At 40.0% G+C, this 24,002-nt stretch carries 34 protein-coding genes; 27 read left to right on the top strand and 7 right to left on the bottom strand.

The features are described 5' to 3' along the window. The first annotated feature begins 180 nt into the window (after nucleotides 1-180). From J8L73_RS01135 to J8L73_RS01165, 7 genes are all read left to right on the top strand, one after another. Nucleotides 181-495 carry a pyrimidine/purine nucleoside phosphorylase gene (locus tag J8L73_RS01135; RefSeq protein ID WP_210999138.1) on the top strand — a complete coding sequence of 105 codons (315 nt, stop codon included), beginning with the start codon at nucleotides 181-183 and terminating at the stop codon, nucleotides 493-495. A 177-nt stretch (nucleotides 496-672) separates the two neighbouring features. Further along, nucleotides 673-1,029, top strand: a complete 357-nt coding sequence (gene raiA / locus J8L73_RS01140) for a ribosome-associated translation inhibitor RaiA (RefSeq protein WP_058547202.1) — start codon at nucleotides 673-675, stop codon at nucleotides 1,027-1,029. Nucleotides 1,030-1,231: 202 nt separating this feature from the next. Next, complete coding sequence (locus tag J8L73_RS01145; RefSeq protein WP_210999348.1) at nucleotides 1,232-2,407, top strand: divalent metal cation transporter; 1,176 nt, start codon at nucleotides 1,232-1,234, stop codon at nucleotides 2,405-2,407. 79 nt (nucleotides 2,408-2,486) lie between these two features. Continuing rightward, on the top strand, nucleotides 2,487-2,693 hold the full coding sequence (locus tag J8L73_RS01150; RefSeq protein WP_126007979.1) for a hypothetical protein: 207 nt from the start codon (nucleotides 2,487-2,489) through the stop codon (nucleotides 2,691-2,693). 22 nt (nucleotides 2,694-2,715) lie between these two features. After that, nucleotides 2,716-3,171, top strand: a complete 456-nt coding sequence (locus tag J8L73_RS01155) for a GNAT family N-acetyltransferase (protein WP_211014321.1) — start codon at nucleotides 2,716-2,718, stop codon at nucleotides 3,169-3,171. Between the two features lie 81 nt (nucleotides 3,172-3,252). Beyond that, nucleotides 3,253-3,585: a type II toxin-antitoxin system RelE/ParE family toxin gene (locus J8L73_RS01160; RefSeq protein WP_211014323.1), complete on the top strand. Its 333-nt coding sequence runs from the start codon at nucleotides 3,253-3,255 to the stop codon at nucleotides 3,583-3,585. After that, the gene (locus J8L73_RS01165; protein WP_211014325.1) at nucleotides 3,572-3,886 is read left to right on the top strand and encodes a type II toxin-antitoxin system MqsA family antitoxin; all 315 of its coding nucleotides are present in this window, start codon (nucleotides 3,572-3,574) and stop codon (nucleotides 3,884-3,886) included. Before J8L73_RS01160 ends, J8L73_RS01165 begins: the two co-directional genes overlap by 14 nt. Before the next feature lie 118 nt (nucleotides 3,887-4,004). Here the strand turns inward: J8L73_RS01165 and J8L73_RS01170 are convergent, their stop codons facing one another. The 4 genes from J8L73_RS01170 to J8L73_RS01185 are packed head-to-tail and all read right to left on the bottom strand — an operon-like array spanning nucleotide 4,005 to nucleotide 7,033. Then, nucleotides 4,005-4,709, bottom strand: a complete 705-nt coding sequence (locus J8L73_RS01170; protein ID WP_211014327.1) for a hypothetical protein — start codon at nucleotides 4,707-4,709, stop codon at nucleotides 4,005-4,007. A 9-nt stretch (nucleotides 4,710-4,718) separates the two neighbouring features. Continuing rightward, nucleotides 4,719-5,906: a VWA domain-containing protein gene (locus J8L73_RS01175; RefSeq protein ID WP_211014328.1), complete on the bottom strand. Its 1,188-nt coding sequence runs from the start codon at nucleotides 5,904-5,906 to the stop codon at nucleotides 4,719-4,721. A gap of 1 nt (nucleotide 5,907) precedes the next feature. Beyond that, a complete protein-coding gene (locus J8L73_RS01180; protein ID WP_058550874.1) occupies nucleotides 5,908-6,756 on the bottom strand; it encodes a MoxR family ATPase in 849 nt (282 codons plus the stop codon). Between the two features lie 52 nt (nucleotides 6,757-6,808). After that, entirely contained in the window at nucleotides 6,809-7,033 is a 225-nt protein-coding gene (locus tag J8L73_RS01185; RefSeq protein ID WP_104642148.1) for a DUF1653 domain-containing protein, read from the bottom strand. Nucleotides 7,034-7,093: 60 nt separating this feature from the next. Here J8L73_RS01185 and J8L73_RS01190 point away from each other — a divergent pair, with 60 nt between their 5' ends. The 11 genes from J8L73_RS01190 (at nucleotide 7,094) to rpoS (ending at nucleotide 14,658) form a co-directional block, all read left to right on the top strand. Next, a complete protein-coding gene (locus tag J8L73_RS01190) occupies nucleotides 7,094-7,573 on the top strand; it encodes a DUF2947 domain-containing protein (protein ID WP_211014330.1) in 480 nt (159 codons plus the stop codon). Between the two features lie 73 nt (nucleotides 7,574-7,646). Next, nucleotides 7,647-8,279, top strand: coding sequence for a hypothetical protein (locus tag J8L73_RS01195; protein ID WP_211014332.1), 633 nt, complete (start codon nucleotides 7,647-7,649; stop codon nucleotides 8,277-8,279). A gap of 33 nt (nucleotides 8,280-8,312) precedes the next feature. Beyond that, nucleotides 8,313-8,600 (top strand): cell division protein FtsB, encoded by a 288-nt coding sequence (gene ftsB, locus J8L73_RS01200; protein WP_058547210.1) that lies wholly within the window; start codon nucleotides 8,313-8,315, stop codon nucleotides 8,598-8,600. Beyond that, nucleotides 8,590-9,291, top strand: coding sequence for a 2-C-methyl-D-erythritol 4-phosphate cytidylyltransferase (gene ispD, locus J8L73_RS01205; protein WP_211014334.1), 702 nt, complete (start codon nucleotides 8,590-8,592; stop codon nucleotides 9,289-9,291). The genes ftsB and ispD overlap by 11 nt, the downstream gene beginning before the upstream one ends. Continuing rightward, on the top strand, nucleotides 9,288-9,785 hold the full coding sequence (gene ispF, locus J8L73_RS01210; protein WP_211014336.1) for a 2-C-methyl-D-erythritol 2,4-cyclodiphosphate synthase: 498 nt from the start codon (nucleotides 9,288-9,290) through the stop codon (nucleotides 9,783-9,785). Before ispD ends, ispF begins: the two co-directional genes overlap by 4 nt. Then, entirely contained in the window at nucleotides 9,782-10,831 is a 1,050-nt protein-coding gene (locus J8L73_RS01215; protein WP_211014338.1) for a tRNA pseudouridine(13) synthase TruD, read from the top strand. The genes ispF and J8L73_RS01215 overlap by 4 nt, the downstream gene beginning before the upstream one ends. Then, the gene (gene surE, locus J8L73_RS01220) at nucleotides 10,812-11,576 is read left to right on the top strand and encodes a 5'/3'-nucleotidase SurE (protein WP_210999151.1); all 765 of its coding nucleotides are present in this window, start codon (nucleotides 10,812-10,814) and stop codon (nucleotides 11,574-11,576) included. The genes J8L73_RS01215 and surE overlap by 20 nt, the downstream gene beginning before the upstream one ends. Next, complete coding sequence (locus J8L73_RS01225) at nucleotides 11,566-12,204, top strand: protein-L-isoaspartate(D-aspartate) O-methyltransferase (protein WP_211014340.1); 639 nt, start codon at nucleotides 11,566-11,568, stop codon at nucleotides 12,202-12,204. The genes surE and J8L73_RS01225 overlap by 11 nt, the downstream gene beginning before the upstream one ends. Nucleotides 12,205-12,213: 9 nt before the next feature. Further along, nucleotides 12,214-12,792 (top strand): YqaA family protein, encoded by a 579-nt coding sequence (locus J8L73_RS01230; RefSeq protein ID WP_210999153.1) that lies wholly within the window; start codon nucleotides 12,214-12,216, stop codon nucleotides 12,790-12,792. A gap of 40 nt (nucleotides 12,793-12,832) precedes the next feature. Then, entirely contained in the window at nucleotides 12,833-13,657 is an 825-nt protein-coding gene (locus tag J8L73_RS01235) for a peptidoglycan DD-metalloendopeptidase family protein (RefSeq protein WP_211014342.1), read from the top strand. Between the two features lie 35 nt (nucleotides 13,658-13,692). Next, nucleotides 13,693-14,658, top strand: coding sequence for an RNA polymerase sigma factor RpoS (gene rpoS, locus J8L73_RS01240; RefSeq protein ID WP_211014344.1), 966 nt, complete (start codon nucleotides 13,693-13,695; stop codon nucleotides 14,656-14,658). 378 nt (nucleotides 14,659-15,036) lie between these two features. Here rpoS and J8L73_RS01245 read toward each other — a convergent pair whose 3' ends face one another. From J8L73_RS01245 to flgA, 3 genes are all read right to left on the bottom strand, one after another. After that, nucleotides 15,037-15,468, bottom strand: coding sequence for a flagellar protein FlgN (locus J8L73_RS01245; protein WP_210999156.1), 432 nt, complete (start codon nucleotides 15,466-15,468; stop codon nucleotides 15,037-15,039). Further along, nucleotides 15,461-15,781, bottom strand: coding sequence for a flagellar biosynthesis anti-sigma factor FlgM (gene flgM, locus J8L73_RS01250; protein ID WP_210999157.1), 321 nt, complete (start codon nucleotides 15,779-15,781; stop codon nucleotides 15,461-15,463). Before flgM ends, J8L73_RS01245 begins: the two co-directional genes overlap by 8 nt. Before the next feature lie 76 nt (nucleotides 15,782-15,857). Next, the gene (flgA, locus tag J8L73_RS01255) at nucleotides 15,858-16,565 is read right to left on the bottom strand and encodes a flagellar basal body P-ring formation chaperone FlgA (protein ID WP_211014346.1); all 708 of its coding nucleotides are present in this window, start codon (nucleotides 16,563-16,565) and stop codon (nucleotides 15,858-15,860) included. Between the two features lie 140 nt (nucleotides 16,566-16,705). Between flgA and J8L73_RS01260 the strand changes: the two genes are divergently transcribed. The 9 genes from J8L73_RS01260 to flgH all read left to right on the top strand — a co-directional run bounded on the left by J8L73_RS01260 (nucleotide 16,706) and on the right by flgH (nucleotide 23,997). Further along, a complete protein-coding gene (locus tag J8L73_RS01260; protein WP_210999159.1) occupies nucleotides 16,706-17,641 on the top strand; it encodes a chemotaxis protein CheV in 936 nt (311 codons plus the stop codon). A 17-nt stretch (nucleotides 17,642-17,658) separates the two neighbouring features. Then, a complete protein-coding gene (locus tag J8L73_RS01265) occupies nucleotides 17,659-18,489 on the top strand; it encodes a protein-glutamate O-methyltransferase CheR (RefSeq protein WP_211014348.1) in 831 nt (276 codons plus the stop codon). Between the two features lie 144 nt (nucleotides 18,490-18,633). Further along, nucleotides 18,634-19,041: a flagellar basal body rod protein FlgB gene (gene flgB, locus J8L73_RS01270; RefSeq protein WP_210999161.1), complete on the top strand. Its 408-nt coding sequence runs from the start codon at nucleotides 18,634-18,636 to the stop codon at nucleotides 19,039-19,041. Nucleotides 19,042-19,046: 5 nt separating this feature from the next. After that, entirely contained in the window at nucleotides 19,047-19,478 is a 432-nt protein-coding gene (flgC, locus tag J8L73_RS01275; protein ID WP_058548577.1) for a flagellar basal body rod protein FlgC, read from the top strand. A 13-nt stretch (nucleotides 19,479-19,491) separates the two neighbouring features. Then, a complete protein-coding gene (locus J8L73_RS01280) occupies nucleotides 19,492-20,172 on the top strand; it encodes a flagellar hook assembly protein FlgD (protein WP_210999162.1) in 681 nt (226 codons plus the stop codon). Nucleotides 20,173-20,231: 59 nt separating this feature from the next. Continuing rightward, entirely contained in the window at nucleotides 20,232-21,599 is a 1,368-nt protein-coding gene (flgE, locus tag J8L73_RS01285; RefSeq protein WP_210999163.1) for a flagellar hook protein FlgE, read from the top strand. Nucleotides 21,600-21,742: 143 nt separating this feature from the next. After that, nucleotides 21,743-22,486 (top strand): flagellar basal-body rod protein FlgF, encoded by a 744-nt coding sequence (flgF, locus tag J8L73_RS01290; RefSeq protein WP_210999164.1) that lies wholly within the window; start codon nucleotides 21,743-21,745, stop codon nucleotides 22,484-22,486. 21 nt (nucleotides 22,487-22,507) lie between these two features. Continuing rightward, on the top strand, nucleotides 22,508-23,296 hold the full coding sequence (gene flgG / locus J8L73_RS01295; RefSeq protein ID WP_210999165.1) for a flagellar basal-body rod protein FlgG: 789 nt from the start codon (nucleotides 22,508-22,510) through the stop codon (nucleotides 23,294-23,296). A gap of 17 nt (nucleotides 23,297-23,313) precedes the next feature. Further along, on the top strand, nucleotides 23,314-23,997 hold the full coding sequence (gene flgH, locus J8L73_RS01300) for a flagellar basal body L-ring protein FlgH (protein WP_210999166.1): 684 nt from the start codon (nucleotides 23,314-23,316) through the stop codon (nucleotides 23,995-23,997). Nucleotides 23,998-24,002: the final 5 nt, after the last annotated feature.

Consider the following 24,002-nt stretch of genomic DNA (forward strand, 5'->3'; position numbering starts at 1 on the left):
CTCACATTCAAACTTTTGCTAAATAAAAAGCCTGCCACGTAAATAGCGCAGCAATTAATATCTAAAAACACCGCTTTAAAACCGTAAGTGAGTAACTTTCAATGCACTTTCCTTGCAAGGCATTTTTCTATCAGGCAAGGTGGTGGCTGATTTTTAAAAATAATATAAACAGGAGTGAGGATGTCTCAGTTTGAAAATGTAAGTGTAATTAAAAAAGCTAACGTATATTTCGATGGAAAAGTATCGAGCCGTACGGTTGTGTTTAGCGATGGCACTACAAAAACATTAGGCTTTATGCAGCCAGGTGAGTTTGTATTCGATACAAGCAAAAAGGAGCTCATGGAGCTTTTAGGTGGCCAGTGGGATATTTTATTGCCAGGTGAGAGTGAATGGAAAACGTTTAACGCGGGTGAATCGTTTAACGTAGATGCTAACGTAAGCTTTAAAGTAAAAGTTGTTGATTTTGCCGACTACTGTTGTTCGTACACAGATTAACCAATATAGCTAGACGTCTGAAAGCCCATGCTTAATGGGCTTTGCATAAACTTTGCACAACCCATGATTTAAATCAGCAAAACGAGTAAATAAACCTCAAATATCTTACCTTTTTCCTTGTGTTAATCTAAATAGCCCCCAATACTATTTATGAGGTAACAAATAAAAGGATACCCTATGAAAATTAATCTTTCTGGTCACCATGTCGACGTTACTGACTCTATTAGAGAGCACATAAACGAAAAGTTTTCAAAAATCGAGAGCCACTTTCCATCACTTATCGCACTCGATATTATTTTGTCTAAAGAACATCATAAAATCCAAGCAGAAATTAGCACTAATTACGAAGGTGCGCGAATATCAGTAAAAGGGGAAAACGAAGTTATGTACCCAGCTATTGCAAGCGCAGCTAAAAAACTCGATGCGGCACTAAAACATCGAAAAGGGCAAATAAAAGCAAACCTACATGAAAAGCCTGTAAGTACAACACCTGAAATTGCACACGAGATCATTCAAGAGATGGAACTAAAATAAGCATTAGTCCCAAAGTACTATAAAAAAGAGCCTTACGGCTCTTTTTTATTGCCTGTAATTTAGGTAAGTTATGCGTTCTTGCAGTTTATTAATTGTAAAAGTTAATAAAAAGAACACACAACACACATATTTTGAGAAATTAATGCACACAACAAAAGCAGTTTGGAAGTCTCGTTTAGGTGCCCTAGGCCCTGGCATTTTAATGGCTACAGCCGCCATTGGCGGATCTCACTTAGTCGCGTCAACTCAAGCTGGCGCATTATTTGGTTGGCAACTGTTTTGGCTAATACTGGTTGTTAATGTATTAAAGTATCCGTTTTTTCGGTTTGGGATGGAATATACCTTAGCCACTAAAAACAGTTTAGTAGAAGGCTATAAAAATAAAGGCCCAGTTTATTTTTATAGTTTTATAGGCCTAAACATACTCGCTGCTGTTGTTAATACCGCAGGCGTATTATTACTTACCGCCAGCTTACTGCATTACGCACTGCCTGTAGTGATAGAGGTAACCCTGCTATGTTGGATATTGCTCGGTGTGTGCTTAGCCATATTATTGTTAGGGCACTTCAAAGCGCTCGACAGCGTGGCCAAAGGCATAATGGGGTTATTAACGCTGGCTACTGTTATTGCGCTAGTTATCGCATTTAGTAACGGCCCAATGGCTCCTGCTGACTATGTTGGTCCATCACCATATGAGCTTGCTATGCTGAGCTTCATGGTTGCATTAATGGGTTGGATGCCTGCACCAATAGAAATATCAGCACTGAGTTCGCTTTGGCTAAAAGAAAAACAAGCGCAGCAAACAGTAACTAAAAGCCAGGGCTTGTTCGATTTTAATGTAGGCTATTGGTTAACAGCGTGCTTAGCCTTAGTATTTTTTAGCTTAGGTGTATTGGTACAATACGGGCAAAACAGCAGCATAGAACTCGGTGGAGTCGCCTTTGCTAAGCAGCTTATTGATATGTATGCATTAACAATAGGCGAGTGGGCAAGGCCGCTTGTATCAGCAATCGCCTTTTTATGTATGTTTGGCACCACACTTACTGTACTTGATGGCTACGCCCGTACGCTTAACGAATCTCATAAGTTACTTGGCTTTAAGCAATCAAAACACAGCCTAAATATTTGGTTAATACTACAAGCACTTGCCGGTATGGCCGTTATTTTATTTTTTAAATCCGCTCTTGGCCCTATGCTTACTTTTGCCATGACGCTTGCTTTTGTAACTACTCCTGTTTTTGCATGGCTTAACTTTAGCCTAGTACGCTCAAACCCCGATATTAAACACAGTGTATTACTGCGTATTTTAAGCTGGTTAGGTTTAATATATTTAATCGGGTTTGCCGTAGCGTTTATAGTATGGAAGCTAGCTGCATAAACCAGTTATATAAATATGATATTTTTAAGTTAGTTAAGCATAGGTGTAGGCATTAATTTGTGTTTATGAGGAAAGTGACATGAAATTTGAAATGTCTATTACAGATAATTTTGCATCCTTTTTTGATGAACAAAAAGAAAGATATATTTTTATTGATAGCTTTGATAATAAAACGTTTGAGGTGCAAGTAGGGGATTTAGATAACCCAAAATCAGTCGGTAGCGTTTTAGCTTCTAATAATGATGAATTGAATGTTAAGTTATTAGCGCTTTACAATAAATATTAATACACTAAAAAATGAGCTATAAATGAAAATTAAAACAGGTGAGCTTTCAAACCCTGAGGTTATAAAACTATTACAAGCACATCATAACGACATGCTAAAACACTCACCTGTTGAGAGCGTACATGCACTGGATGTAACTAAACTCACTCAGGCCGATATAACCTTTTATAGCTTATGGATTGATAATAACTTAGCGGGTGTTGGCGCTTTAAAAGCACTAAATACAACGCATGGCGAAATTAAATCAATGCGCACATCAAGCAACTATTTACGCCAAGGCATAGCCGCTAAGTTACTCACCCATATTATTGAGCAAGCAACTTTGCGAGGTTATAAAACACTAAGTTTAGAGACCGGCACGGCAAAGGCATTTTTGCCCGCACAAAAGCTTTATACTCAATTTGGTTTTAAAGAATGCGAACCCTTTGGTGATTATGGGTTAGACCCGTACAGCTTGTTTATGAGTAAAGCACTTTAGCTAATAAAGCAAGAGATACCTGCCGCCAATCGTTTAAAATCTTTAATTGAATTTGTACGCTATCTGCGTATACTTTAATGTATGAAAAGCCTATTTGTTGAATCAAACATATTCGAAAAGTACCGAGAGCTGTACTTGAGTGATGACGAGTATCGTTTATTTCAAGCAGATCTAATGGTTAACCCAAAACAAGGCGATGTTATTCAAGGAACAGGCGGCTTACGTAAGATACGAGTTGCGAGTAAAGGAAAGGGTAAGCGTGGCGGTTCAAGAGTTATATATTATTACTTGGACGAAAAAAGACGTTTTTATCTACTCACTATTTACAGTAAAAACGAAGTAACCGATTTAACAGCAGATCAGAAAAAGCAATTAAAAGAATTCTTAGAGGTGTGGCGCAATGAGCAAACGTGATTTATTTTCAGAATTAACTACAGCACTTGTAGACGCTAAGGCGCATTCACAAGGAAAGCTTACGTTACGTACTCATGAAGTAAATGATATCAACGATCTTGCTATCTCACCCAATGAAATAGTAAGTATTCGAGAAACATTTAATATGTCGCGTGGGGTATTTGCAAACATTCTACATACATCAGCAAGAACGCTCGAAAACTGGGAACAAGGACGCAGCGCACCGAATGGGCAAGCGATTACCTTGTTAAAGCTTGTGCAACGACATCCTGAGACATTGAATCATATAGCTGAGCTGTAGGGTTTTAAGCCTTATCAAAATGAATGAAGCATTTAGACAATTTTCGATTATTTTTTTGGATCAGAAGAGAGATGTAACTTAATAACTTGTTCTGGCGTGCGTCTTAAAAATAGTAAGACTATTCTTCAGATGAAAGAGCCTCTTCCCATGCAGGAAGGGCTAACCTTTTTTCACCGGGGAAAAGTAACTCCTGTAGTTGCTCATAGTAATTATTAATTTCATAATAAAAACTTGAAAAATCTGAGTGGGCATAACTTGCTTTCAGGTATATTATCTTTGAGACAATTGAATTTGATTGGTATTTGTCTGAAGGTAGTTTAGCTAAACTAATGAAAATTCCTTTTTTAGAACCTTCAATGTTTATTACTATTTGCTCCATATCACTATGTATTTTATCCAAAAAGCTTTGTTGCACCTCAATATCTCTCTTTAATGCATCGTCATTTGATCCACTGTTTAGCCTGAGTCTAGAGATTAGTTCTTTTAAGTTTTCGTGCTGCTTTCCAAATTCATTACTCTGACTAACATACTCACTTATATTAACGAAGTAATTAACTATATTACCTAGGAGTTCTAATTTCATTTCAATAGACTTTTGTGTAAGCCAAGAGTTTCTGGCATTCCAGGCTAGATAAGCTAGAGCAACTGTACCAATCATGATTAAGAAAGTGCTGGTGGAAGTTATCCAGTTAGCAAGGCTATCCTGTTTAAATTTGTTCAGTAATATATTCATAATTGAATTCGTAGAAATACCTACGATGAATCCAATAAATATAAGAAGGCTACAAACAAACCATTCATTTAAATAAATACTTTTTTTCATGTTATTCCTTTAACTCAGCTCTTTTATCGCTCTACTTATTCCATCTAAACTCAGCGGGTACATTCTGTTATCCATCAGCTGCTTTATAAAATCAATTGATTGATAGTACGGCCAGTGTTCAATGGGTTGTGGGTTGAGCCACGCGACTTTATCAAAGTGATTTGTTATACGTGCCAACCATGCACTGCCGGGCTCTTCGTTGTAATGCTCTACCGAGCCGCCAGGGTAGGCTATTTCGTATGGGCCCATAGTAGCATCGCCAACAAATATTACTTTATAGTCGCTAGTAAATTTATTAATCAGCGTCATGGTGTCGATGATGTTTGAATGGCGGCGCGCGTTGCCTTGCCAAACGTGCTCGTATAAACAGTTATGAAAGTAGTAAAACTCTAGGTGTTTAAATTCGCTGTGGGCGGCGCTAAATAATTCTTCGCAGGTATGAATGTAGTCATCCATTGAGCCGCCAATATCAAATAGCATCAATACTTTTACGGCGTTGTGGCGTTCGGGGGCCATTTTTACATCAAGCATGCCGCCTTGTTTGGCGGTCGCGCGAATGGTCTCGTTTAAATCAAGTGTATCGCTTGCGCCAGTGCGGGCAAATTTACGTAGTTTTTTAAGAGCGAGTTTAATTGTGCGCGAGCCAATCTCTCTGTCGGTATCTAGGTTTTTATATTCGCGTTTATCCCACACTTTTACCGCTTGGCGATTACGGTTGCCGTCTTGCCCTATACGCACGCCCTCAGGGTTATACCCATAAGCGCCAAAAGGTGAGGTGCCACCGGTGCCCACCCATTTATTGCCGCCAGCGTGGCGTTTTTGTTGCTCTTCTAAACGCTCTTTTAGGGTTTTCATAAGCTCGTCGAGCCCACCCATGGCTTTTAGCTGAGCTTTTTCTTCATCGCTTAGGCTTTTTTCAAACTCTTTGCGTAGCCAATCTTCAGGTAGGTTGTGCTGTTGCTTTAAGCTCTCGAGTAAATCAAGGTCGGCAATACCGCTAAAGTAATCGCTAAAGGCTTTATCAAACCGATCAAAATGGGTTTCGTCTTTTACCATTATGGTGCGTGCTAAATGGTAAAAGGCGTCTACGTCGGCAAATATAACGCCTTTTTTTAAGGCGTTAATTAAATCGAGTAGTTCGCGCAAGCTCACCGGTAAACGGTATTCACGCAGTTTGAAGAAAAACGCAATCAACATATTAACGACGACTCATAAAAGCAAGTTTTTCGATTAGGCTTATGTCTTGCTCGTTTTTAAGTAAGGCGCCAAACATTGGCATTAATCCGCCTTTTTGCGCTTTGTCGTGCAGTGTTTTTGCATCTATGTCTTCTGCCATTAAAAGTTTTAACCAATCGAGTAATTCGCTGGTGGAGGGCTTCTTTTTAAGGCCATTTGCTTCACGTAAGTTAAAAAATACCTCTAGCGCTTGGCGTACTAAATCTTGCTTAACATTGGGGTAGTGTACGTCAATAATTTGCTGCATTTCGTCACTGCTCGGAAAATCAATATAGTGAAAAAAGCAGCGGCGTAAAAATGCATCTGGCAATTCTTTTTCATTATTGGATGTGATGATCACAATAGGGCGCTCTTTTGCGACAATGCGCTCGTTGGTTTCGTAAACGTGAAACTCCATTTTATCAAGCTCAAGCAGTAAATCGTTTGGAAACTCAATGTCGGCTTTGTCTATTTCATCAATTAAAAGTACAGGGCGTTTACCATTAAGCTCGGCATAGTTAAACGCTTGCCACAATTTACCTTTTACAATGTAGTTGCCAATGTTATGTACGCGTTCGTCACCTAATTGGCTGTCGCGCAGGCGCGATACGGCATCGTATTCGTACAAACCTTGCTGCGCTTTGGTGGTCGATTTAATGTGCCATTGAATAAGCTCGGTATCTAAACTTTTTGCAAGCTCCTCAGCCAGCATGGTTTTACCTGTGCCGGGTTCACCTTTAATTAAAAGTGGCTTTTCGAGCATAATGGCGGCATTTACGGCCTGTTTTAGCGAGCTGCTTGCGATGTAATTGTCGGTAGAGTTAAATTGCACGGTGCACCCTTGTCTGGTCTGAGCAGTAAGTTATTTAGTTATAATGCCATAGTTAATCTATAGGTCCAAGGTAAGCAAAACGAGGTATGGTTTCGCCGCCTTTTTCGACGGTTTCTAAAAACATACTTAGTGGGCGCGCCCAAATACCAAACTCACCGTACAAGGCTTGATAAATAACAAGTTGCTCCTCGGTTTCACTATGGGTGGCAACGTGAATAACTTTGTATTGTGGACCTTTGTAGTGTTGGTATAAACCCGGTTTTAGTGCTGTAGTCATTTGCTGTTCTCTTGTATAATGTGGCTTGCTTTTATTATGCCAAACAATATACCAAATACTATGAATTATATTCTGCTAGATGATTACAAAAAGGCGTGGGTTTTTCGCCATAAAGATATTCCCGTTTCAGACGAGGACGCAGCGCGTATAAAACCAATGAGCGAAGAGCGTGCTGCAGTGCTGTGGTCAACAATGGTTAGCCGCGAACATGACCACCCAGATTTTTTTGACAAAACAGATTGGTGCGGCAAAGAAGAGAGCTTTAGCGAAGAAGTAAACTGGGAAGACGCGTGGGAAAACTCAGACGAGCATTTACCACAGGCCATTTTAGAACACCTAGATTGGCAAGCTAATACCACCGTTTATTTTTGTATGGCGCGAAATAATATTATTGAAACAACCTTTGATGTATTTAAACGCAATTGGCAAAACTTTATGTTTTTAGCTGATGGCAGTTTGTTATTAGGTAAAAAGCGTAATACGGTTGTGCAGTTTTTAGAGTCGGGTAATGCAAAATTAGGTGAAAAGCCAAGCGCTTAAATTATTAGGTCGCTTAAAAAGTATTCGGTACTGTGCTATAAAACAACTACCTATTTGTTTTTGAGTACAGCTATTGGTCGCGAAAAATCAGTCACTTGGTGCTCAGCAGCAAGTTGAAATTTGGCAAACTGATGCACAAAAAGTGCTATATGCTCAGTTGTGTAATGCGTTTTATCAGCGAGAGGTTCAGCGTTTGGTCGCCGAGCCCGACGCAGATAAACTTCGTAGGCAATTAAAAAGTTTACCTTATTATATTGAACGAGCGGCTACTTTGGTTGCCAATAGCAAAACGCCTTTTGAACTTGATTCGCAAAATGGCTCATGGCTTGAAAAACAAAAGCTAACACCGCCTGAAGTAAACACTGAAGCTAATGAACTTTTTTATAAATCGTATGCCAAAGTGGGGCTTGTAGTGCCTGTTTTATTGCATGGCTACGACCAAGTACGTTTTAGAATAGACAGTATTGATGAGCTTCAAGACAATAAATTGCACTGTAACGAGCTTGGCTGGTTTAGCTTTTTAGGCGAGGGCCTTGAAGGGCAAAACGCGCAATTAATTAAGCCGAGTAAAATGAGCTTAACAGCAGCGTGTTGTGGCCACCAATGGCAGTTTTCACAGCGCAGTATTCCACGTGTTTTATCGCTTAGAGAAATGCTACTGGCAGGGAATATTAATTGGCGTAATATTAAACGCCCACTTGCTTAAACTGCGAGTAATTAAACAAAATAAGGAGTGTTAATGCGTTTTTTTCAAATTGGCTTATTGTGCTTAGCACTGTTTGTGCAATATAGATTATGGTTTGGCCATAACGGCGTACAAGACTACACACGATTAAAGTCGGCGGTAGCATCGCATCAGCAAACAAACGAAAAATTAATTAAACGTAATAAAGTACTTACCGCCGATATAGAAGATTTAAAACTTGGCCAAGAAGGTATTGAAGAGCGTGCGCGTAACGAATTAGGAATGATCAAGCCGGACGAAACATTTATTCGTGTTTTACCGGGTAAACAACATGACAACTAAAACTACAATTGCTGCTATTGTACCTGCAGCAGGCGTTGGCAGCAGAATGCAGCATAATGCGCCTAAGCAATATATAAAGTTAGCTGGTAAAACTATTTTAGAGCACACCTTAGCTAAACTATCTCAACTCCCTCAATTAAGTCGTATTGTTGTGGCGCTCAGCGACACTGACCCTTACTTTGATGAGCTACCGCAAATAGATTCACGCGTAATACGTGCAAGTGGCGGTAAAGAGCGTGCCGACTCTGTGCTTAATAGCTTACTTTTTTTAGAAGCCAACCCACCACAGTGGGTGCTAGTGCATGATGCTGCACGGCCACTTGTAAATATTGACGATATAAATACGCTTGTTAATGAATGTATAAATGCAAATGAAGGCGGCATATTAGCCAGTAAAGTAAAGGACACCATAAAGCGCGGGCATACTTATAGTGAGCAAACTGTACCCCGAGACGATTTATGGCAAGCACTTACCCCGCAGTTTTTTAAATACGATGAGCTTAAAAGCGCGTTACAAAATGCTCTGCTAAATGGCGTAACAATTACCGACGAAGCAAGCGCCATAGAGTGGGCAAATAAGCCTGTTAAATTGATTACTGGGCGCAGCGACAATATTAAAATAACCACGCCAGAAGATTTAGATTTGGCGGGGTTTTTATTAAACAAACAACAAAACGAGAGTGCAGTATGATACGAATTGGCCATGGTTTTGACGTACATAAATTTGGCGGCGAAGGCCCGCTAACTATTTGTGGTGAAAAAATTGATTACCCACAAGGCTTTTTAGCACACTCTGATGGCGATGTAGCTATTCATGCTTTATGCGATGCTATTTTAGGCGCGCTTGCAATGGGCGATATTGGCAAGCACTTTCCTGACACCGCAAGCGAGTATGAAAATATCGACAGCCGTATTTTACTGCGCCATGTAGTTGGCTTAGCTAAAGAACAAGGCTATATACTTGGCAATGGTGATGTGACTATTGTTGCACAGGCACCAAAAATGCTGCCACACATTCGAGCCATGCGCGTAAATTTAGCCAGCGATTTAAACTGCGATCTTAGTCAAATAAATGTTAAAGCTACTACAACTGAAAAGCTGGGCTTTGAAGGGCGTAAAGAAGGTATTTCTAGTCATGCGGTGGTTATTATGAGTAAAGCACTTACGAGTACAACAAACGCATGAGCGACTTAAATTATTTATACGGTGCGCCACTGTCTAAGGCCGACTTTAAAACCACTGCTGAAGATTTTATGGTAGATGAAGATTTAGGTATTGAGTTTACTGGCAGCGGTGAGCATGTGTGCTTACAAGTGGTTAAAAAAGGCGAAAACACACAATATGTTGCTAAAATTATCGCTCAAAAAGCAGGTGTATCTCCACGTGATGTAAGTTACGCGGGCATGAAAGATCGCCACGGTGTATGTAGCCAGTGGTTTAGCGTAAAAGTGCCTATTAAAAAGCACATTGATTTTAGTGAGCTTAACAGCGAGAGCATTTTTGTAGTATCGCAGCAGCGCCATGAGCGAAAACTACGAACGGGTTGTCATAAGGGTAATAAATTTACTATTACGCTTCGTAATGTCACACAGCCGCTTGATATATTGTGCCGTATAAATGCGGTGCGCTCAGGTGTGCCAAACTATTTTGGTGAGCAGCGCTTTGGGCATGGCGGGCATAACTTAGTAATGGCCGAAAAGATGTTTGCTGGAGAGCGTATTCGCGATAAAAAATTACGCGGTATTATTATTTCTGCAGCGCGCTCGCACGTATTTAACCAAATAGTAAGCTTGCGCGTAAAAGAACATGGCTTAGCTAAAACCATGCACCGCGAAGTATTTATGTTAAGTGGTAGTAATGCATTTTTTGAAGATGCAATAAGTGATGAAAACATAGCTCGTTTAGCTTCAGGCGATATTATGATGTCGGCGCCTATGGTCGGTAAAAGTGAAAAAGGCTTAACTGAACAAGAAAGAATATGGCTTAAACCATACCAAACATGGTGCGATGGTTTAGGTGAGCTTGGTCTTAAAAATGAACGCAGAATGCTGCGTCTGATACCACAAGACTTATCTGTCGAAACACTTGATGAAACCACGTTAAAACTAAGCTTTGGTTTACCCAAAGGGTGTTTTGCAACCGCATTATTACGAGAGCTGGTGGATTATACAGATGCCAGTCCACGAGAGCGAAAAGAAAAGGACAGCAATAATGAAGATACTTCTAAGTAATGACGATGGTGTAAACGCCAAAGGCATTGCGGTTTTATATCAAGCGCTAACACAAATAGCTGATGTAACACTGGTTGCCCCGGATAGAAATTGCAGTGGTGCTAGTAACTCTCTAACGTTAATTAATCCATTACGAGCGACTACGCTTGAAAACGGTTTTATTTCAGTAAACGGTACTCCTACTGATTGTGTTCATTTAGGCGTTAATCAGTTGGTTGACGAAACACCTGATTTGGTTGTTGCTGGTATCAATCATGGGGCTAATTTAGGCGATGACACGCTTTACTCTGGTACTGTTGCAGCGGCAACTGAAGGACGCCATTTAGGTTTACCAGCAATTGCTGTATCACTTTGCTCGCATCATGGTGAGCATTTTGAGACCGCAGCTGCTGTAACCGTAAACATAATAAAAGGCTTGGCGTCGCACCCGCTTCCTAAAGATCAAATCATTAATGTTAATGTTCCAGACATTCCGCTAAGTGAGCTTAAAGGTGTGCAAGTAACCCGTTTAGGCGCGCGCCATAAAGCCGAAACAATGACAAAGCAAACAGACCCATGGGGGCGTGATATTTTTTGGTATGGTTCTTTAGGTACAGAAAGCGATGCTGGCGAAGGCACTGACTTTAACGCTATCAATAACGGTTTTGCATCGGTAACACCATTAAGTGTTGATATGACTGCAAAAGATAGCTTAACAGCGGTGGGAGACTGGTTAGCTGATTTGGAGATAAATAGTGCTAGCTAATTACTCACGAAGCGCAAAAGTGCTTGCTGAACTTTTAAAGCGTGAAGGAGTAGAGGATACGCAAGTTCTAAGTGCTATTGCAGATATACCACGTCATGTATTTATAGATGATGTACTAAAACACAAAGCCTACGAAAATACGGCATTGCCTATTGGGCAGGGGCAAACAATTTCGCAGCCTTATATTGTTGCCCGTATGACTGAGTTAATGCGTCTTGCCGGTGTTCGGGACAAAGTACTTGAGATTGGCACAGGTTCAGGTTATCAAACCGCTGTGCTGGCTAAATCGTTTACTAAGGTATATTCGGTTGAACGCATCAAAGCGCTTCAATGGCAAGCTAAACGTCGTTTGCATCAACTTGATTTGTATAATGTAGCAATGAAACATGGCGATGGCTGGCAAGGCTGGCAGTCACAAGCCCCTTTTGATGGCATAATTGTTACCGCTGCGGCGTCTAAAGTTCCACAAGATTTACTTGCTCAGCTATCTGATGGTGGTGTGCTACTCGCCCCTGTAGGAGAGCAAGAGCAAAAGTTAACCATGGTTATTCGCAATGGCGATAACTATACCGAGCATGTTATTGCCCCCGTAAGGTTTGTACCGCTGATACCTGGCGATATTGAATAGGAATTCATTTTGAAGTTGTTTACCAAGTTATACGATATGGCCCTAGTATGGGCTAAACACCGCCATGCTGAGCGTTACTTAGCAGCCATGAGCTTTGCTGAGTCTGTTTTCTTTCCTGTCCCACCTGATGTAATGCTTGCACCTATGTCGCTTGCACAGCCAAGTAAAGCGTGGCGTTTTGCAAGCTTTGCAACTGTAGCATCGGTTTTTGGTGGTGTTATAGGATATTTGCTAGGTTTTTGGTTATTCGAACCTGTAGTAGAACCACTTATTGCTCAAATGCATTGGCAAGATAAATTTGACACTGCACTTACCTGGTTTAAAGAATACGGTGTGTGGGTTGTTTTTTTAGCTGGCTTTTCTCCAATCCCTTATAAAGTATTTACGATTGGTGCTGGTGTAATGCAAATGGCTTTTTTACCGTTTTTACTCGCATCAGCTATTGGGCGTGGTGCACGTTTCTTTTTAGTTTCGGCTTTAATGAAATGGGGTGGAGTGAAAATGGAACAAAAATTACGTCAATATATTGAAGTACTTGGCTGGGCTTTAGTTATATTGATAGTACTTGCATACTTTTTACTTCGATAAGTATTAAAACAATAACTTTCAACTTTAGGAGAAAAATACGATGAATAGTCAGTTTTTACTGTATGTGTTTATATTCATTAGTGTTTTTCTCACAGGGTGTTCTTCAAGAAATGCTCCAGCGCCTGTAAGTAGCTTAAATAATAATGTTAATGATTTAGGTCATACAATTAACATCAATGGTGATTATTATAAGGTTCAAAAAGGAGACACACTTTATTCTATCGCATTTAGCGCAGGTCAAGATGTTCGAAATCTCGCAAAAAACAATTCAATACCATCACCTTATATTATCTTCCCAGGCCAGAGAATATCATTGGTTGCTTCAACCGAAAAAATAAAAAAGCATGAAAAATATACGAGTTTGAGTAAAAAGTCTATAAAAAATACACAAAAAAATAACATAAAATTAAAAAAAGAGCTTGATCCACCTAAACAACGAGAGTATGTTCAGAAACAAGCCAGTAACACAATTAGTAACACTAAACGTTTGTCGAGCAGTAAAGTTAAGTGGTTTTGGCCTGCAAAGGGCAAAGTTACCAAACGCTTTTCTAATAAGGAAAACGGTTATAAAGGTTTACAGATTACTAATCATAAAGGGGCTTCAGTCTTAGCCGCGGCACAAGGAACGGTGGTGTACGCGGGTAATGCTCTTCGAGGTTACGGTAATTTAATCATATTGAAACATAATGATGATTACCTTAGTGCTTACGCACATAACTCGAAATTACTTGTTAAAGAAAAGCAGAAAGTTAAGGCAGGACAAAAAATAGCAGAAATTGGTAATTCAGAATCTTCGGTTACTGCGCTTCGTTTTGAAATTCGCTACCGTGGGCAAGCTGTCAATCCTGCTAAATACCTCCCCTAATTTTTAGGTATTGATAATTGCTCGGGAGAAGGCTTATGGCTAGCGCAGCAAAAAAAACCACGACTGATGAAAAGTTCGATGACACCGCCGTAGAAGACAGTAACACGCTACTTGAAAAAGTAGAAGAAGATGAGATATTTGCAAAAGAAGAGGTGACTAAAAATCTTGATGCAACTCAGCTTTATTTAGGTGAGATTGGCTTCTCTCCTTTACTTAGTGCAGAAGAAGAGGTTTTCTTTGCACGTAAATCACTTCGAGGTTGTGAGGCCTCACGCAAACGTATGATTGAAAGCAATTTACGTTTAGTTGTTAAAATTGCTCGCCGCTATAATAACCGTGGTTTAGCATTACTCGATTTAATTGAAGAAGGTAATTTAGGTTTAATCCGTGCTGTAGAAAAGTTTGACCCAGAGCGCGGTTTTAGGTTTTCTACTTACGCAACATGGTGGATACGTCAAACTATTGAACGTGCCATAATGAATCAAACCCGTACTATTCGCTTACCTATCCATGTAGTTAAAGAACTCAATGTATACTTACGTACAGCTCGTGAGTTAACGCAAAAGCTTGATCATGAACCAACTGCGGAAGAGATAGCAGCAAGTCTTGATAGACCTGTTGAAGACGTAACTAAAATGCTACGTTTAAATGAAAAAATAGCCTCCGTCGACATGCCTATCGGCGGTGAAAATGACAGTGCTTTACTAGATATTATTGCAGATGAAAAAAGCGCAGGCCCTGAAGGTGAAGTACAAACTAACGACATTAATAAGCATATCGTAGATTGGTTAGGTGAATTAAACCCTAAGCAACGTGAGGTACTTGCACGCAGATTTGGCCTACTTGGTTACGAGCCATCAACACTTGAAGATGTAGGTCGTGAAATTGGATTGACACGTGAACGCGTAAGGCAAATTCAGGTTGAAGCCTTGCGTCGCTTAAAAGATATTTTGCAACAGGAAGGTTTAAGTACGGAAAGCCTGTTTAATCAGTTTTCGTAGCCTTACAATCCAGATAAAATTATGTGTGTAAAAAAGCCAAAGGATTAATCCTTTGGCTTTTTTTAGCCTAAAAAGACTATCTTACCTTAAGCCTGATCTGCGCTGATGTGAAGACGAGCTCCTCTAATGTAAAAGTTCAACTCCTCAGGTTGTCACGTTTAGCACGTGCTTTGCGCGCTTAAAAGCCTTGCGACGGCTAAGATAACGCTCAATATTAAACGGGTTTTTAAACGGTTTTAGGCACACTGTGTTGCTTAATTACTTTAGCTAAAAGTGTGTGTTTATAAACTTAAGAAAAATTGAAACTTATAAGAATTGTATAGTGAATTTAGAGAAAATAACGTTGAAGGCAATAGCGCGTTTAGCTGCCAAATTAGCTTAGGCTTTTAAGTTACGTACTAGTTTACTGTCTGTGTTAACTACACTGCCGCCTTGGTCGTAAGTCATACTAGTTGGGGCGCCAATTAAAATTTCTTTAAGCTGTTTAACACTCAAGTGAGCTTGACGTGCTGCGTGTGCATTAACTTTATTGAGCTTCTGACATTGGGCTAGTTGTGATTTAACTGAAGAGACAAGCTCATTCACTTCTGCTGAGTTTTTATCATTAGCTATAAAAAGTTTATTTAACTCTTTGTCGAGTTTCGTAAGCTTAGCTAGAAAAGGCATTTTTTGTTGGGCAAGTTCTTTTAAGCCATCGCCTCGTCGAGAGGAAATAACTATAAGCTCTTCATTTAGTAGCGTGTCTAATGATTCTAAGCAATTTATTTGCTCATTTAGCTTTACGAAAATTAAACCATTATGATCAGCCATAGACATTAAACTCAAAGTCAGCTAGATTTTTTGTCAGCTTTTCAGCATCGATTTGGTATTTTCCTTCAGTAATTGCTTTTTTAAGCTCAGCCACTTTATCACTGTCAAAACCTGGCGATTGTTGCGCTTTGTCTTGCAATGTTTTTAATTGTTGCGCTTGTGGCGTTAAGCTTACTGAATCACTCGCAGCCTTTGGTGATTGCGATTGTGCAGCTTGAGTGTTTGCATTATCTTTTTTTAAATCAACCTGTTGCTGCTTTGCGTTTGAAAGTGCATTTGCTTGTTGATTACTACCATTAACTTGACTGACCATAATAATAAACCCGTATATTACCCAACTAATGCCTAGCTATCGGCATATTCGTAGGATACTTTAGTATAAATCTAAATTAAATGTTTACTTGAACAGACTCTACACCATCTACTCGCGCATTTAAAATTTTACCTGATTTTTTGTTCTTAATCTGGACTTGCTCACCTAAGGTTCCATCTTCAAGGGCTATCCCCGATGTTTTTATTCGAAGCCCCCTAAGGTTTGCGTAAATATTAACAGAATCTCCCTTACATACCATGCAAATTTGATTAAGTAGCACTGGCATACCGCTTCTAATGTTGCGCTTACTTCTACTACCAACCAAAATAGTTGGGTCATCTAAGTATTGAACTCTTACAAAGTGAGATGGTTTCATTTGTATACTCAAATGTGACTTAGTAATTACTTCGCCACGCGCTAGATTTGCGTTTGCAACTACAACTGGAGCCATTTCAACAACTCTTACATGAACATATTGCGCCCAAGGTTGTTCATCTTCACATTTAGCTTGGATAGTTACCTGTCTATTAAATGGCGGCTCGCTAGTAGACGTTAACTGAAGATGGGATTTGCATACACGATCAGGTATGCGGCTATCAAGAGGAAGGGCGCTTAGCTGAGTTTTGCTGGTATCAGTTCTATCGACCTGCTTTGCTATATAATTAACGGCCATCTCTTGCAGTAAATCTTTGCTAAACACTTTTGCATGCAGAGGTATTGCCAAGCAGAGGCTGGCAACAAAATAAAAAACACTGTATCTTCTGACTTTTTTTAACAAACTCATAATGTTTCGACTATGCTTATGGTTTAAAACAGGGTATAAATATTTTGCGTCAAAACTTAGACGCTCCCGCGATGTTATGTAGCTTTATTATCAGAAAGCAATTATCGTTCCGGATTTTTTGTTTTCTTTAGGAGATTTGAATGGCAGGCATTTTAGACTCAGTAAACCAACGCACACAGTTGGTTGGGCAGAACCGCCTAGAATTACTTTTATTTAAGCTCAGAGGGCGTCAGCGTTTTGGTATTAACGTGTTTAAAGTAAGAGAGGTACTACAATGCCCGCCTCTTACTAGTATGCCTAAATCAAATGCGTACATTCGTGGTGTTGCGCATATACGTGGCCAAACTATCTCAGTTATAGATTTATCGATGGCTGTAGGTGGGCGTCCAATAGAAAACATTAAAGACAGTTTTATTATCATTGCTGAATATAATCGCTCTGTTCAAGGGTTTTTAGTAGGTGGTGTAGAGCGAATAGTAAATATGAACTGGGAAAAAATAATGCCGCCTCCATCAGGTGCTGGCAGATATTCATATTTAACCGCTGTGACCGAAATCGAAAATGAATTAGTAGAAATTCTCGACGTAGAAAAAATTCTTAACGAAATTTGCCCAGTGAATACAGAAGTAAGTGCTGAGGTTGCTGCCGGTGGCGATATTCAAAAAGATTTAGGTGAGCGTATCGTATTTATTGCCGATGATTCGGCTGTAGCGCGTAACCAAGTAAAAAGAGCACTTGAGCCATTGGGTGTGCAGACCGAGCTTGCTAAAAATGGTAAAGAAGCATTAATACGACTAAAAGAAATAGCTGAGCTTGATTGTACAAATGATATTACAGAGCGCGTAGGTTTATTGATATCAGATGTTGAAATGCCTGAAATGGACGGCTATACATTAACTGCTGAAATAAAAGCAGATCCAAAACTAGCACCGTTGCATGTTATTTTACATACATCTTTAAGTGGTGTTTTTAACCAAGCGATGATTGAAAAAGTAGGCGCAGATGATTTTATTGCTAAGTTTAACCCTGATGAGTTAGCAACAGCGGTTAAAAAATGGGTTCACAGTGACGAATAATTATAGGTGTTATTAATTTGAATAATAAAGATTTGCAGCAAAGTGAATACGATCAGTTCCGTTCGTTTTTAGAGCAGCAATGCGGTATTGTTTTAGGTGAAAATAAGCAATATTTAGTTAAAAGCCGACTTGCCCCATTAATGGCTCGATTTAATGTGGAATCTTTATCGCAACTAGTCAGTAAAACACTTGGGCCGCATGAGCGGCAATTAAGAGCCGCAGTTGTTGATGCGATGACCACAAATGAAACGCTATGGTTTAGAGATCAATATCCCTTTGAGCTTTTACAAAATAGGTTGTTTCCTGAATTTAAAGAACTTAAAAGGCCATTAAAAATTTGGTCGGCTGCAAGCTCGTCAGGACAAGAGCCATACTCTATTGCTATGTCTGTTGCAGAGTTTCAGGCAAAGCATCCAAGCGTGCTTCGTATGGGGGCACAAATTACCGGGACTGATATATCCAATACCATGCTCGATATGTGTAAAAATGCAGAGTATGATTCTCTTGCGCTTGCAAGAGGTTTGTCTGCTGATCGGCGCAAAAAATTCTTTAAAGATAGCGGCAATGGTATGGCACAGGTTAACGATGCTGTGAAAAAGCAGGTTAACTTTAGGCATTTAAACTTACTTGACTCTTATGCGCTTATGGGGAAATTTGATATAATTTTTTGTCGAAATGTACTCATTTACTTTTCACCCGAAGTTAAAGCAAAAATTATTAGTCAATTTGCTCAAGCTTTAAATCCCAAAGGGTATCTATTTTTAGGTGCATCGGAGTCGATGACTGGCTTAAGTGATGAGTTTGATATGGTACGTTGCAACCCTGGCATCATCTACCAAAAGAAATAATTATGTAACCCTTCTCCTTAATAACGGCGCTAAATGCGTCGTTTTTTCCTTCTAAACATGCTCTTATAAAAATTGACTAACCTCTAATATTAATGGCTTACTTTTTGCTTTAAGCATAGATAAGTCAATTTTTTGGAGAAGGTTATGGCGATCAGTTTTGATAAAGCATTAGGTGTGCACCCGCAAGCCATGTTGATCCGTTCACAGCGAGCAGAGTTAATAGCTACTAATATAGCGAATGCTGATACGCCTGGCTATAAAGCAAAAGATATCGACTTTGCCTCAGCATTAAAAGCGGCAAGGTCAACCCAGCAAAGCGGCAATTCAATGGTTACTACAGATGCAAATCATATTGCCGGTGGGACTCGAAGTGTAGGTGGTTCTGAATTATTTCGTATGCCAAATCAAACAGATACAGGTGATGGTAACTCAGTGGATATACAGGTGGAACGAAACTTGTATACACAGAATGCGATGGAGTATCAGGCCAGCTTGCAATTTTTAAGCGGCAGATTTAAAGGTCTGAACAAAGCCCTCGGTAGTCAAGGATAAAAATTATGAGTTTATATAATGTATTTGATATTTCAGCTAGTGGTATGAGCGCACAAAATGTTCGCTTAAATACAACCGCAAGTAATATCTCTAATGCTAATACGATTAGTTCATCTCAAGACCAAACTTACCGAGCGCGCCAGCCTGTATTTGCAGCAGAACTGACTAAAGCGTCAGCATCAGCGAGTAATCCTCAGGGCTCCGCTGTTGGTGTTAAAGTTTTGGGAATTGTTGAAAGTGACAAGCCATTACAGATTGAATATAACCCAAATCACCCGAGCGCGGATGAAAACGGCTATATCTATAAACCCAACGTTAATGTTGTTGAGGAGATGGCAAATATGATCTCAGCCTCTCGCTCTTATCAAACAAACGTGCAAGTTGCAGATGCAGCTAAGCAAATGTTAAGCAAAACGCTGTTACTTGGGCAGCGATAACCGAGGGTAGGTTATGAGTAACGATATTAGTACCAGTTCATCCTATTTGGACTCTATTACTTGGCAAGACACCCAAGTAGCAACAGCTGATGAGGAAAGTGACGCGTTAACGCAAGAAGACTTTTTCTCTTTGTTAACTCAGCAATTATCGTATCAAGATCCCAGTAACCCTGCGGATAATGATCAAATGATTGCACAAATGACTAATTTTACGATGGCGCAAGGTATCACAGATTTAAACACAAACTTTGAATCTTTAGCTTCATCAATGACCTCAAACTCTGCTTTGCAAGCCTCAACACTTGTAGGTAAGCAAGCGCTGTTAGAATCTAATTCTTTAGATTTAAATGAAACAGGTGATGCTAAAGGGTCAGCAGTTGCGGAAGAAGCTGTAGATAATTTAAAAATTAAAGTTACTGATGCTTCAGGTCAATTAGTTAAAACAATTGATATGGGCTCTCAGCCTGCTGGAGCGGTTCGCTTCACTTGGGATGGTACAAACGAAAACGGTGAACGATTACCTGAAGGTGAATACACGGTATCAGCTGAAGGAAGTACTGACGGTGAGTTTTCAAGCCTACCAATAGCGACATTTAAGAACATTGAAAGCGTTAATATAAATGGTTCAAGCGGCATTATTATTAACACTAAAGAAGGCGCGGTTAGACTGACAGACGTAGCAGAAATCGCATAGTAAATTTTAGTATTTTTTGCCTGCCAGCAGGCCACATATTTAAAGGTTAGAGGTGAATTATGAGCTTCAATATTGCATTAACCGGCCTTGCTGCCGCGCAAAAAGATTTAGACGTAACGGCAAACAACATTGCAAACGTTAATACTACAGGCTTTAAAGAGTCACGTGCTGAGTTTGCTGATGTATATGCATCATCGGTATTTAGCGCTGGTAAAACTAAAAATGGTGACGGTGTACAAACCACCATGGTTGCACAGCAGTTTCATCAAGGGTCGCTACAGTTTACCAATAACTCGCTAGATTTAGCGATTACTGGTGAAGGTTATTTTGCAATGACTGATGATATTTCATCACAAGATTTAACCTACACGCGTGCCGGGGCCTTTAAACTTAATCAAGATAATTTTATGGTTGACGCTAGCGGTAACTTTTTACAAGCGTTCCCTGTCGATTCATCTACCGGTGATACAACATCAGTTAGTTTGAGCACCACAGATCCAGTTCAAATACCAGACTCGTCGGGTTCACCTCGTGCAACTGAAAATGTATTTCTATCGTTTAATTTAGATGCAACCGCAGATGCAACAGGTCTAGATTTTGACCCAACTTCAAATGGTACTTACAATTCATCTACCTCAACCACGGTATATGACTCGTTAGGTGAACCGCACATCCTACAGTATTTTTTTGCTAAAGAAGAAGATGCTGCTTCTGGTGGCTCAGACAACAGTTGGGAAGTATATGCTACTCTTGATGGTAAAGTAATTGATCCTACAACGGGAGCTGAGCAAACTACAACGCCTTACTCACCAATAACAACGTTAGGGTTTAATTCAAGCGGTTTGCCAGCAACAACGGATGGTATTGCAAACACGAACTTAACAACATTTGATGAAGTTACTTTAGAAAATGCTGCCGGTGGATTATCTTCAATGCTTGATAATGGTGCTACATTTCCTGATACTGGCATAGAAATTAACTGGCGAGATGAAAATAATACTTCAGGTCGTATTCCTACTCAGTATTCAAGTGGTTTCGAAGTTAAAGCACTTGATCAAGACGGTTCGACCGTAGGGCGTTTAGCTGGGGTAGATATTGGTACTGATGGTAAACTGGTTGCTTCATACAGTAATGGTGATTCAACTTACCTTGGACAAGTAGCTATGGTTCGCTTTCCTAATTCACAAGGCTTATCGCAAGTAGGTGATACCAGCTGGAAACAAAGTATTAACTCGGGTGAGCCTGTTGCAGGTGAGGCGGGATCAGGTACTTTTGGTAGTATCAACTCCTCAGCACTTGAGCAATCAAATACAAATTTGACAAACGAGCTTGTAGATTTAATTACAGCCCAACGAAATTACCAGGCAAACTCGCGTGCACTTGAAGTTAACTCAACAATCCAGCAAAGCATCTTGCAGATTCGATAAGTTAAATTTAATTCTAAAAAAGGCTGCATTTTGCAGCCTTTTTACTATGTCCTATATAAAATCCTTCCATAACACTGTGTCAATTTTAATCTGGCATCTATTTTGCATTTATCAATTCAGAGATTTTTATGTGAGTCGATACTATGGACAAAATGGTCTACATTGCTGCCTCTGGCGCTAAGCAAAGCCTTCAAGGGCTTGCGCTTAAAGCCAATAATTTGGCAAATGCAAACACAACCGGTTTTAAAGCTGACTTTGCTCAAGCACGTTCCATGCAAGCGTTTGGCGAAGGTTTACCGACACGTGTATTTTCAATGCAAGAGCGCCCAGGCTCAAACATGGTATCGGGTGGCATAATACAAACTGGACGTGATTTAGATATTGCAATGAGCGATAACGCTTGGCTTGCGGTACAAGATGAATCAGGCAATGAGGCTTACACGAAAGTTGGTACGCTTAATATCACAGCTCAGGGTATGTTGGTGACCAGTGGTGGCCGTCAAGTTATTGGCGAAGGCGGGCCTGTTATTTTGCCTGTGCCGGTTGAAAAAATTGGTTTTAGTGAAGATGGTGCCATTCAGGTTCGTCCACAGGGTGCTCCTGCTAACTTTTTAGAAGAAGTAGACACATTGAGGGTTGTAGAAGCTAACAGCTCACAACTTGAAAAAGGTAACGATGGTTTATTTAGGCCGGTGCCTGGAGAGGCTGTAGATACATCAGCAAATGTAAAAGTATTAAGTGGCTCGCTTGAGATGTCTAATGTGAACCCAGTTCACGAAATGGTCGACATGATAAGCCACCAGCGTCAATTTGAATTACAGGTAAAACTAATGAAAACAGCTGAGGAAATTGACGAACGTCAAGACCAGCTGATGCGCATAGTTTAACTTTAAAGTGAGGGCATAATTATGAATCCAGCATTGTGGATCAGTAAAACAGGGCTAGACGCTCAACAAACCGATATATCGGTTATTTCAAATAACTTAGCGAATGCTAGCACTGTAGGTTACAAAAAAAGCCGCGCTATATTTGAGGATTTACTCTATCAAAATATTAACCAGCCAGGTGGTCGTTCGTCGCAAGATACCGAAATGCCATCAGGTTTAATGTTAGGTGCGGGTGCTAAGGTGGTTGCCAACCAAAAAGAGTTTACTCAAGGTAACATGTTAACCACCGAGAACTCTTTAGATTGGATGATTTCAGGTGAGGGCTTTTTCGAAGTACTTCAGCCAGATGGCAATATTGCTTATTCACGTAATGGGCAGTTTACAACTGATGGCGATGGTCGAATTGTAACCTCTGGAGCAGGCTATGTAGTTCAGCCCGAAATGAATGTACCGGATGATGCGCAATCAATAACCGTTTCACAAGATGGTGAAGTGTCGGTACGTGTTGCAGGTCAAGCCGATAACGTGGTTATTGGGCAGTTAACTATTAGTGACTTTATTAATCCATCAGGCCTTGAACCAATTGGGCAAAACCTTTACACCGAGACTGCTGTTAGCGGTGCACCGGTGCAAGGTAACCCGGGAGTTGAAGGGCTTGGAAGTATTATTCAAGGTTCACTCGAAACATCAAACGTGAATGTAACCGAAGAGCTGGTAAACCTAATCGAAACACAGCGTATTTACGAGATGAACTCAAAGGTTATCTCGGCCGTTGACGAAATGATGAGTTACATTAATCAACAGCTTTAAAGAGTAAGGGGACTTTTATGCGTAAAATTTTATTTATTTCAGCAGGTGCTTTATTTTTAAGTGGTTGTATGTCTACGCAAAATAGTGAAGTAGTACAAGACGATCCGTACTATGCACCTATGTACCCTGAGCCCGTTGTAGAGCCCCTGGTAGCAACTGGGTCTTTGTTTAATACTCATACTTCTAATGATTTATATTCAGACAAAAAAGCACTGCGCACTGGCGATATAATTACCGTTAAGCTTGAAGAGTCTACCCAAGCAACTAAAGCTGCTAAAACAGAAACAGATAAAGAAACAGAGTCAAGCCTCGACCCTGTTATTGGCTTAGGTGGTTTGCCTGTAAATATTGGTGGTGACAGTATTCAGTTTGGTATTGGCAGCGATTCATCGTTTACAGGTGATTCTAAATCAAACCAATCTAACAGTTTAGTCGGCGATATTTCGGTAAATGTTATGCGTGTTTTACCAAATGGTAATTTAGTTATTCGCGGTGAAAAATGGCTAACGTTAAATACCGGTGAAGAATTTATTAGGCTCGAAGGCTTAGTTCGCCCGCAGGATGTAAGTGCCGATAACACAGTAGAATCAAACCGTATAGCAAATGCTCGTATTCAGTATTCGGGTAAAGGTCAAACACAAGAATCGCAAAGTCCAGGTTGGCTTACACGTTTCTTTAGCAGTTCGCTGTTTCCATTTTAGAGGGT

Source organism: Pseudoalteromonas sp. MMG006 (genome assembly GCF_018101025.1).
GTDB lineage: Bacteria > Pseudomonadota > Gammaproteobacteria > Enterobacterales > Alteromonadaceae > Pseudoalteromonas.

Excerpts from the sequence above, each read along its gene's own strand:
- J8L73_RS01135 (WP_210999138.1), top strand. The coding sequence starts at position 181 with ATGTCTCAGTTTGAAAATGTAAGTGTAATTAAAAAAGCTAACGTATAT.
- raiA (WP_058547202.1), top strand. The coding sequence starts at position 673 with ATGAAAATTAATCTTTCTGGTCACCATGTCGACGTTACTGACTCTATT.
- J8L73_RS01145 (WP_210999348.1), top strand. The coding sequence starts at position 1,232 with ATGGCTACAGCCGCCATTGGCGGATCTCACTTAGTCGCGTCAACTCAA.
- J8L73_RS01150 (WP_126007979.1), top strand. The coding sequence starts at position 2,487 with ATGAAATTTGAAATGTCTATTACAGATAATTTTGCATCCTTTTTTGAT.
- J8L73_RS01155 (WP_211014321.1), top strand. The coding sequence starts at position 2,716 with ATGAAAATTAAAACAGGTGAGCTTTCAAACCCTGAGGTTATAAAACTA.
- J8L73_RS01160 (WP_211014323.1), top strand. The coding sequence starts at position 3,253 with ATGAAAAGCCTATTTGTTGAATCAAACATATTCGAAAAGTACCGAGAG.
- J8L73_RS01165 (WP_211014325.1), top strand. The coding sequence starts at position 3,572 with ATGAGCAAACGTGATTTATTTTCAGAATTAACTACAGCACTTGTAGAC.
- J8L73_RS01170 (WP_211014327.1), bottom strand. The coding sequence starts at position 4,709 with ATGAAAAAAAGTATTTATTTAAATGAATGGTTTGTTTGTAGCCTTCTT.
- J8L73_RS01175 (WP_211014328.1), bottom strand. The coding sequence starts at position 5,906 with ATGTTGATTGCGTTTTTCTTCAAACTGCGTGAATACCGTTTACCGGTG.
- J8L73_RS01185 (WP_104642148.1), bottom strand. The coding sequence starts at position 7,033 with ATGACTACAGCACTAAAACCGGGTTTATACCAACACTACAAAGGTCCA.
- J8L73_RS01190 (WP_211014330.1), top strand. The coding sequence starts at position 7,094 with ATGAATTATATTCTGCTAGATGATTACAAAAAGGCGTGGGTTTTTCGC.
- ftsB (WP_058547210.1), top strand. The coding sequence starts at position 8,313 with ATGCGTTTTTTTCAAATTGGCTTATTGTGCTTAGCACTGTTTGTGCAA.
- ispD (WP_211014334.1), top strand. The coding sequence starts at position 8,590 with ATGACAACTAAAACTACAATTGCTGCTATTGTACCTGCAGCAGGCGTT.
- ispF (WP_211014336.1), top strand. The coding sequence starts at position 9,288 with ATGATACGAATTGGCCATGGTTTTGACGTACATAAATTTGGCGGCGAA.
- J8L73_RS01215 (WP_211014338.1), top strand. The coding sequence starts at position 9,782 with ATGAGCGACTTAAATTATTTATACGGTGCGCCACTGTCTAAGGCCGAC.
- surE (WP_210999151.1), top strand. The coding sequence starts at position 10,812 with ATGAAGATACTTCTAAGTAATGACGATGGTGTAAACGCCAAAGGCATT.
- J8L73_RS01235 (WP_211014342.1), top strand. The coding sequence starts at position 12,833 with ATGAATAGTCAGTTTTTACTGTATGTGTTTATATTCATTAGTGTTTTT.
- rpoS (WP_211014344.1), top strand. The coding sequence starts at position 13,693 with ATGGCTAGCGCAGCAAAAAAAACCACGACTGATGAAAAGTTCGATGAC.
- J8L73_RS01245 (WP_210999156.1), bottom strand. The coding sequence starts at position 15,468 with ATGGCTGATCATAATGGTTTAATTTTCGTAAAGCTAAATGAGCAAATA.
- flgM (WP_210999157.1), bottom strand. The coding sequence starts at position 15,781 with ATGGTCAGTCAAGTTAATGGTAGTAATCAACAAGCAAATGCACTTTCA.
- flgA (WP_211014346.1), bottom strand. The coding sequence starts at position 16,565 with ATGAGTTTGTTAAAAAAAGTCAGAAGATACAGTGTTTTTTATTTTGTT.
- J8L73_RS01260 (WP_210999159.1), top strand. The coding sequence starts at position 16,706 with ATGGCAGGCATTTTAGACTCAGTAAACCAACGCACACAGTTGGTTGGG.
- flgB (WP_210999161.1), top strand. The coding sequence starts at position 18,634 with ATGGCGATCAGTTTTGATAAAGCATTAGGTGTGCACCCGCAAGCCATG.
- flgC (WP_058548577.1), top strand. The coding sequence starts at position 19,047 with ATGAGTTTATATAATGTATTTGATATTTCAGCTAGTGGTATGAGCGCA.
- J8L73_RS01280 (WP_210999162.1), top strand. The coding sequence starts at position 19,492 with ATGAGTAACGATATTAGTACCAGTTCATCCTATTTGGACTCTATTACT.
- flgE (WP_210999163.1), top strand. The coding sequence starts at position 20,232 with ATGAGCTTCAATATTGCATTAACCGGCCTTGCTGCCGCGCAAAAAGAT.
- flgF (WP_210999164.1), top strand. The coding sequence starts at position 21,743 with ATGGACAAAATGGTCTACATTGCTGCCTCTGGCGCTAAGCAAAGCCTT.
- flgG (WP_210999165.1), top strand. The coding sequence starts at position 22,508 with ATGAATCCAGCATTGTGGATCAGTAAAACAGGGCTAGACGCTCAACAA.
- flgH (WP_210999166.1), top strand. The coding sequence starts at position 23,314 with ATGCGTAAAATTTTATTTATTTCAGCAGGTGCTTTATTTTTAAGTGGT.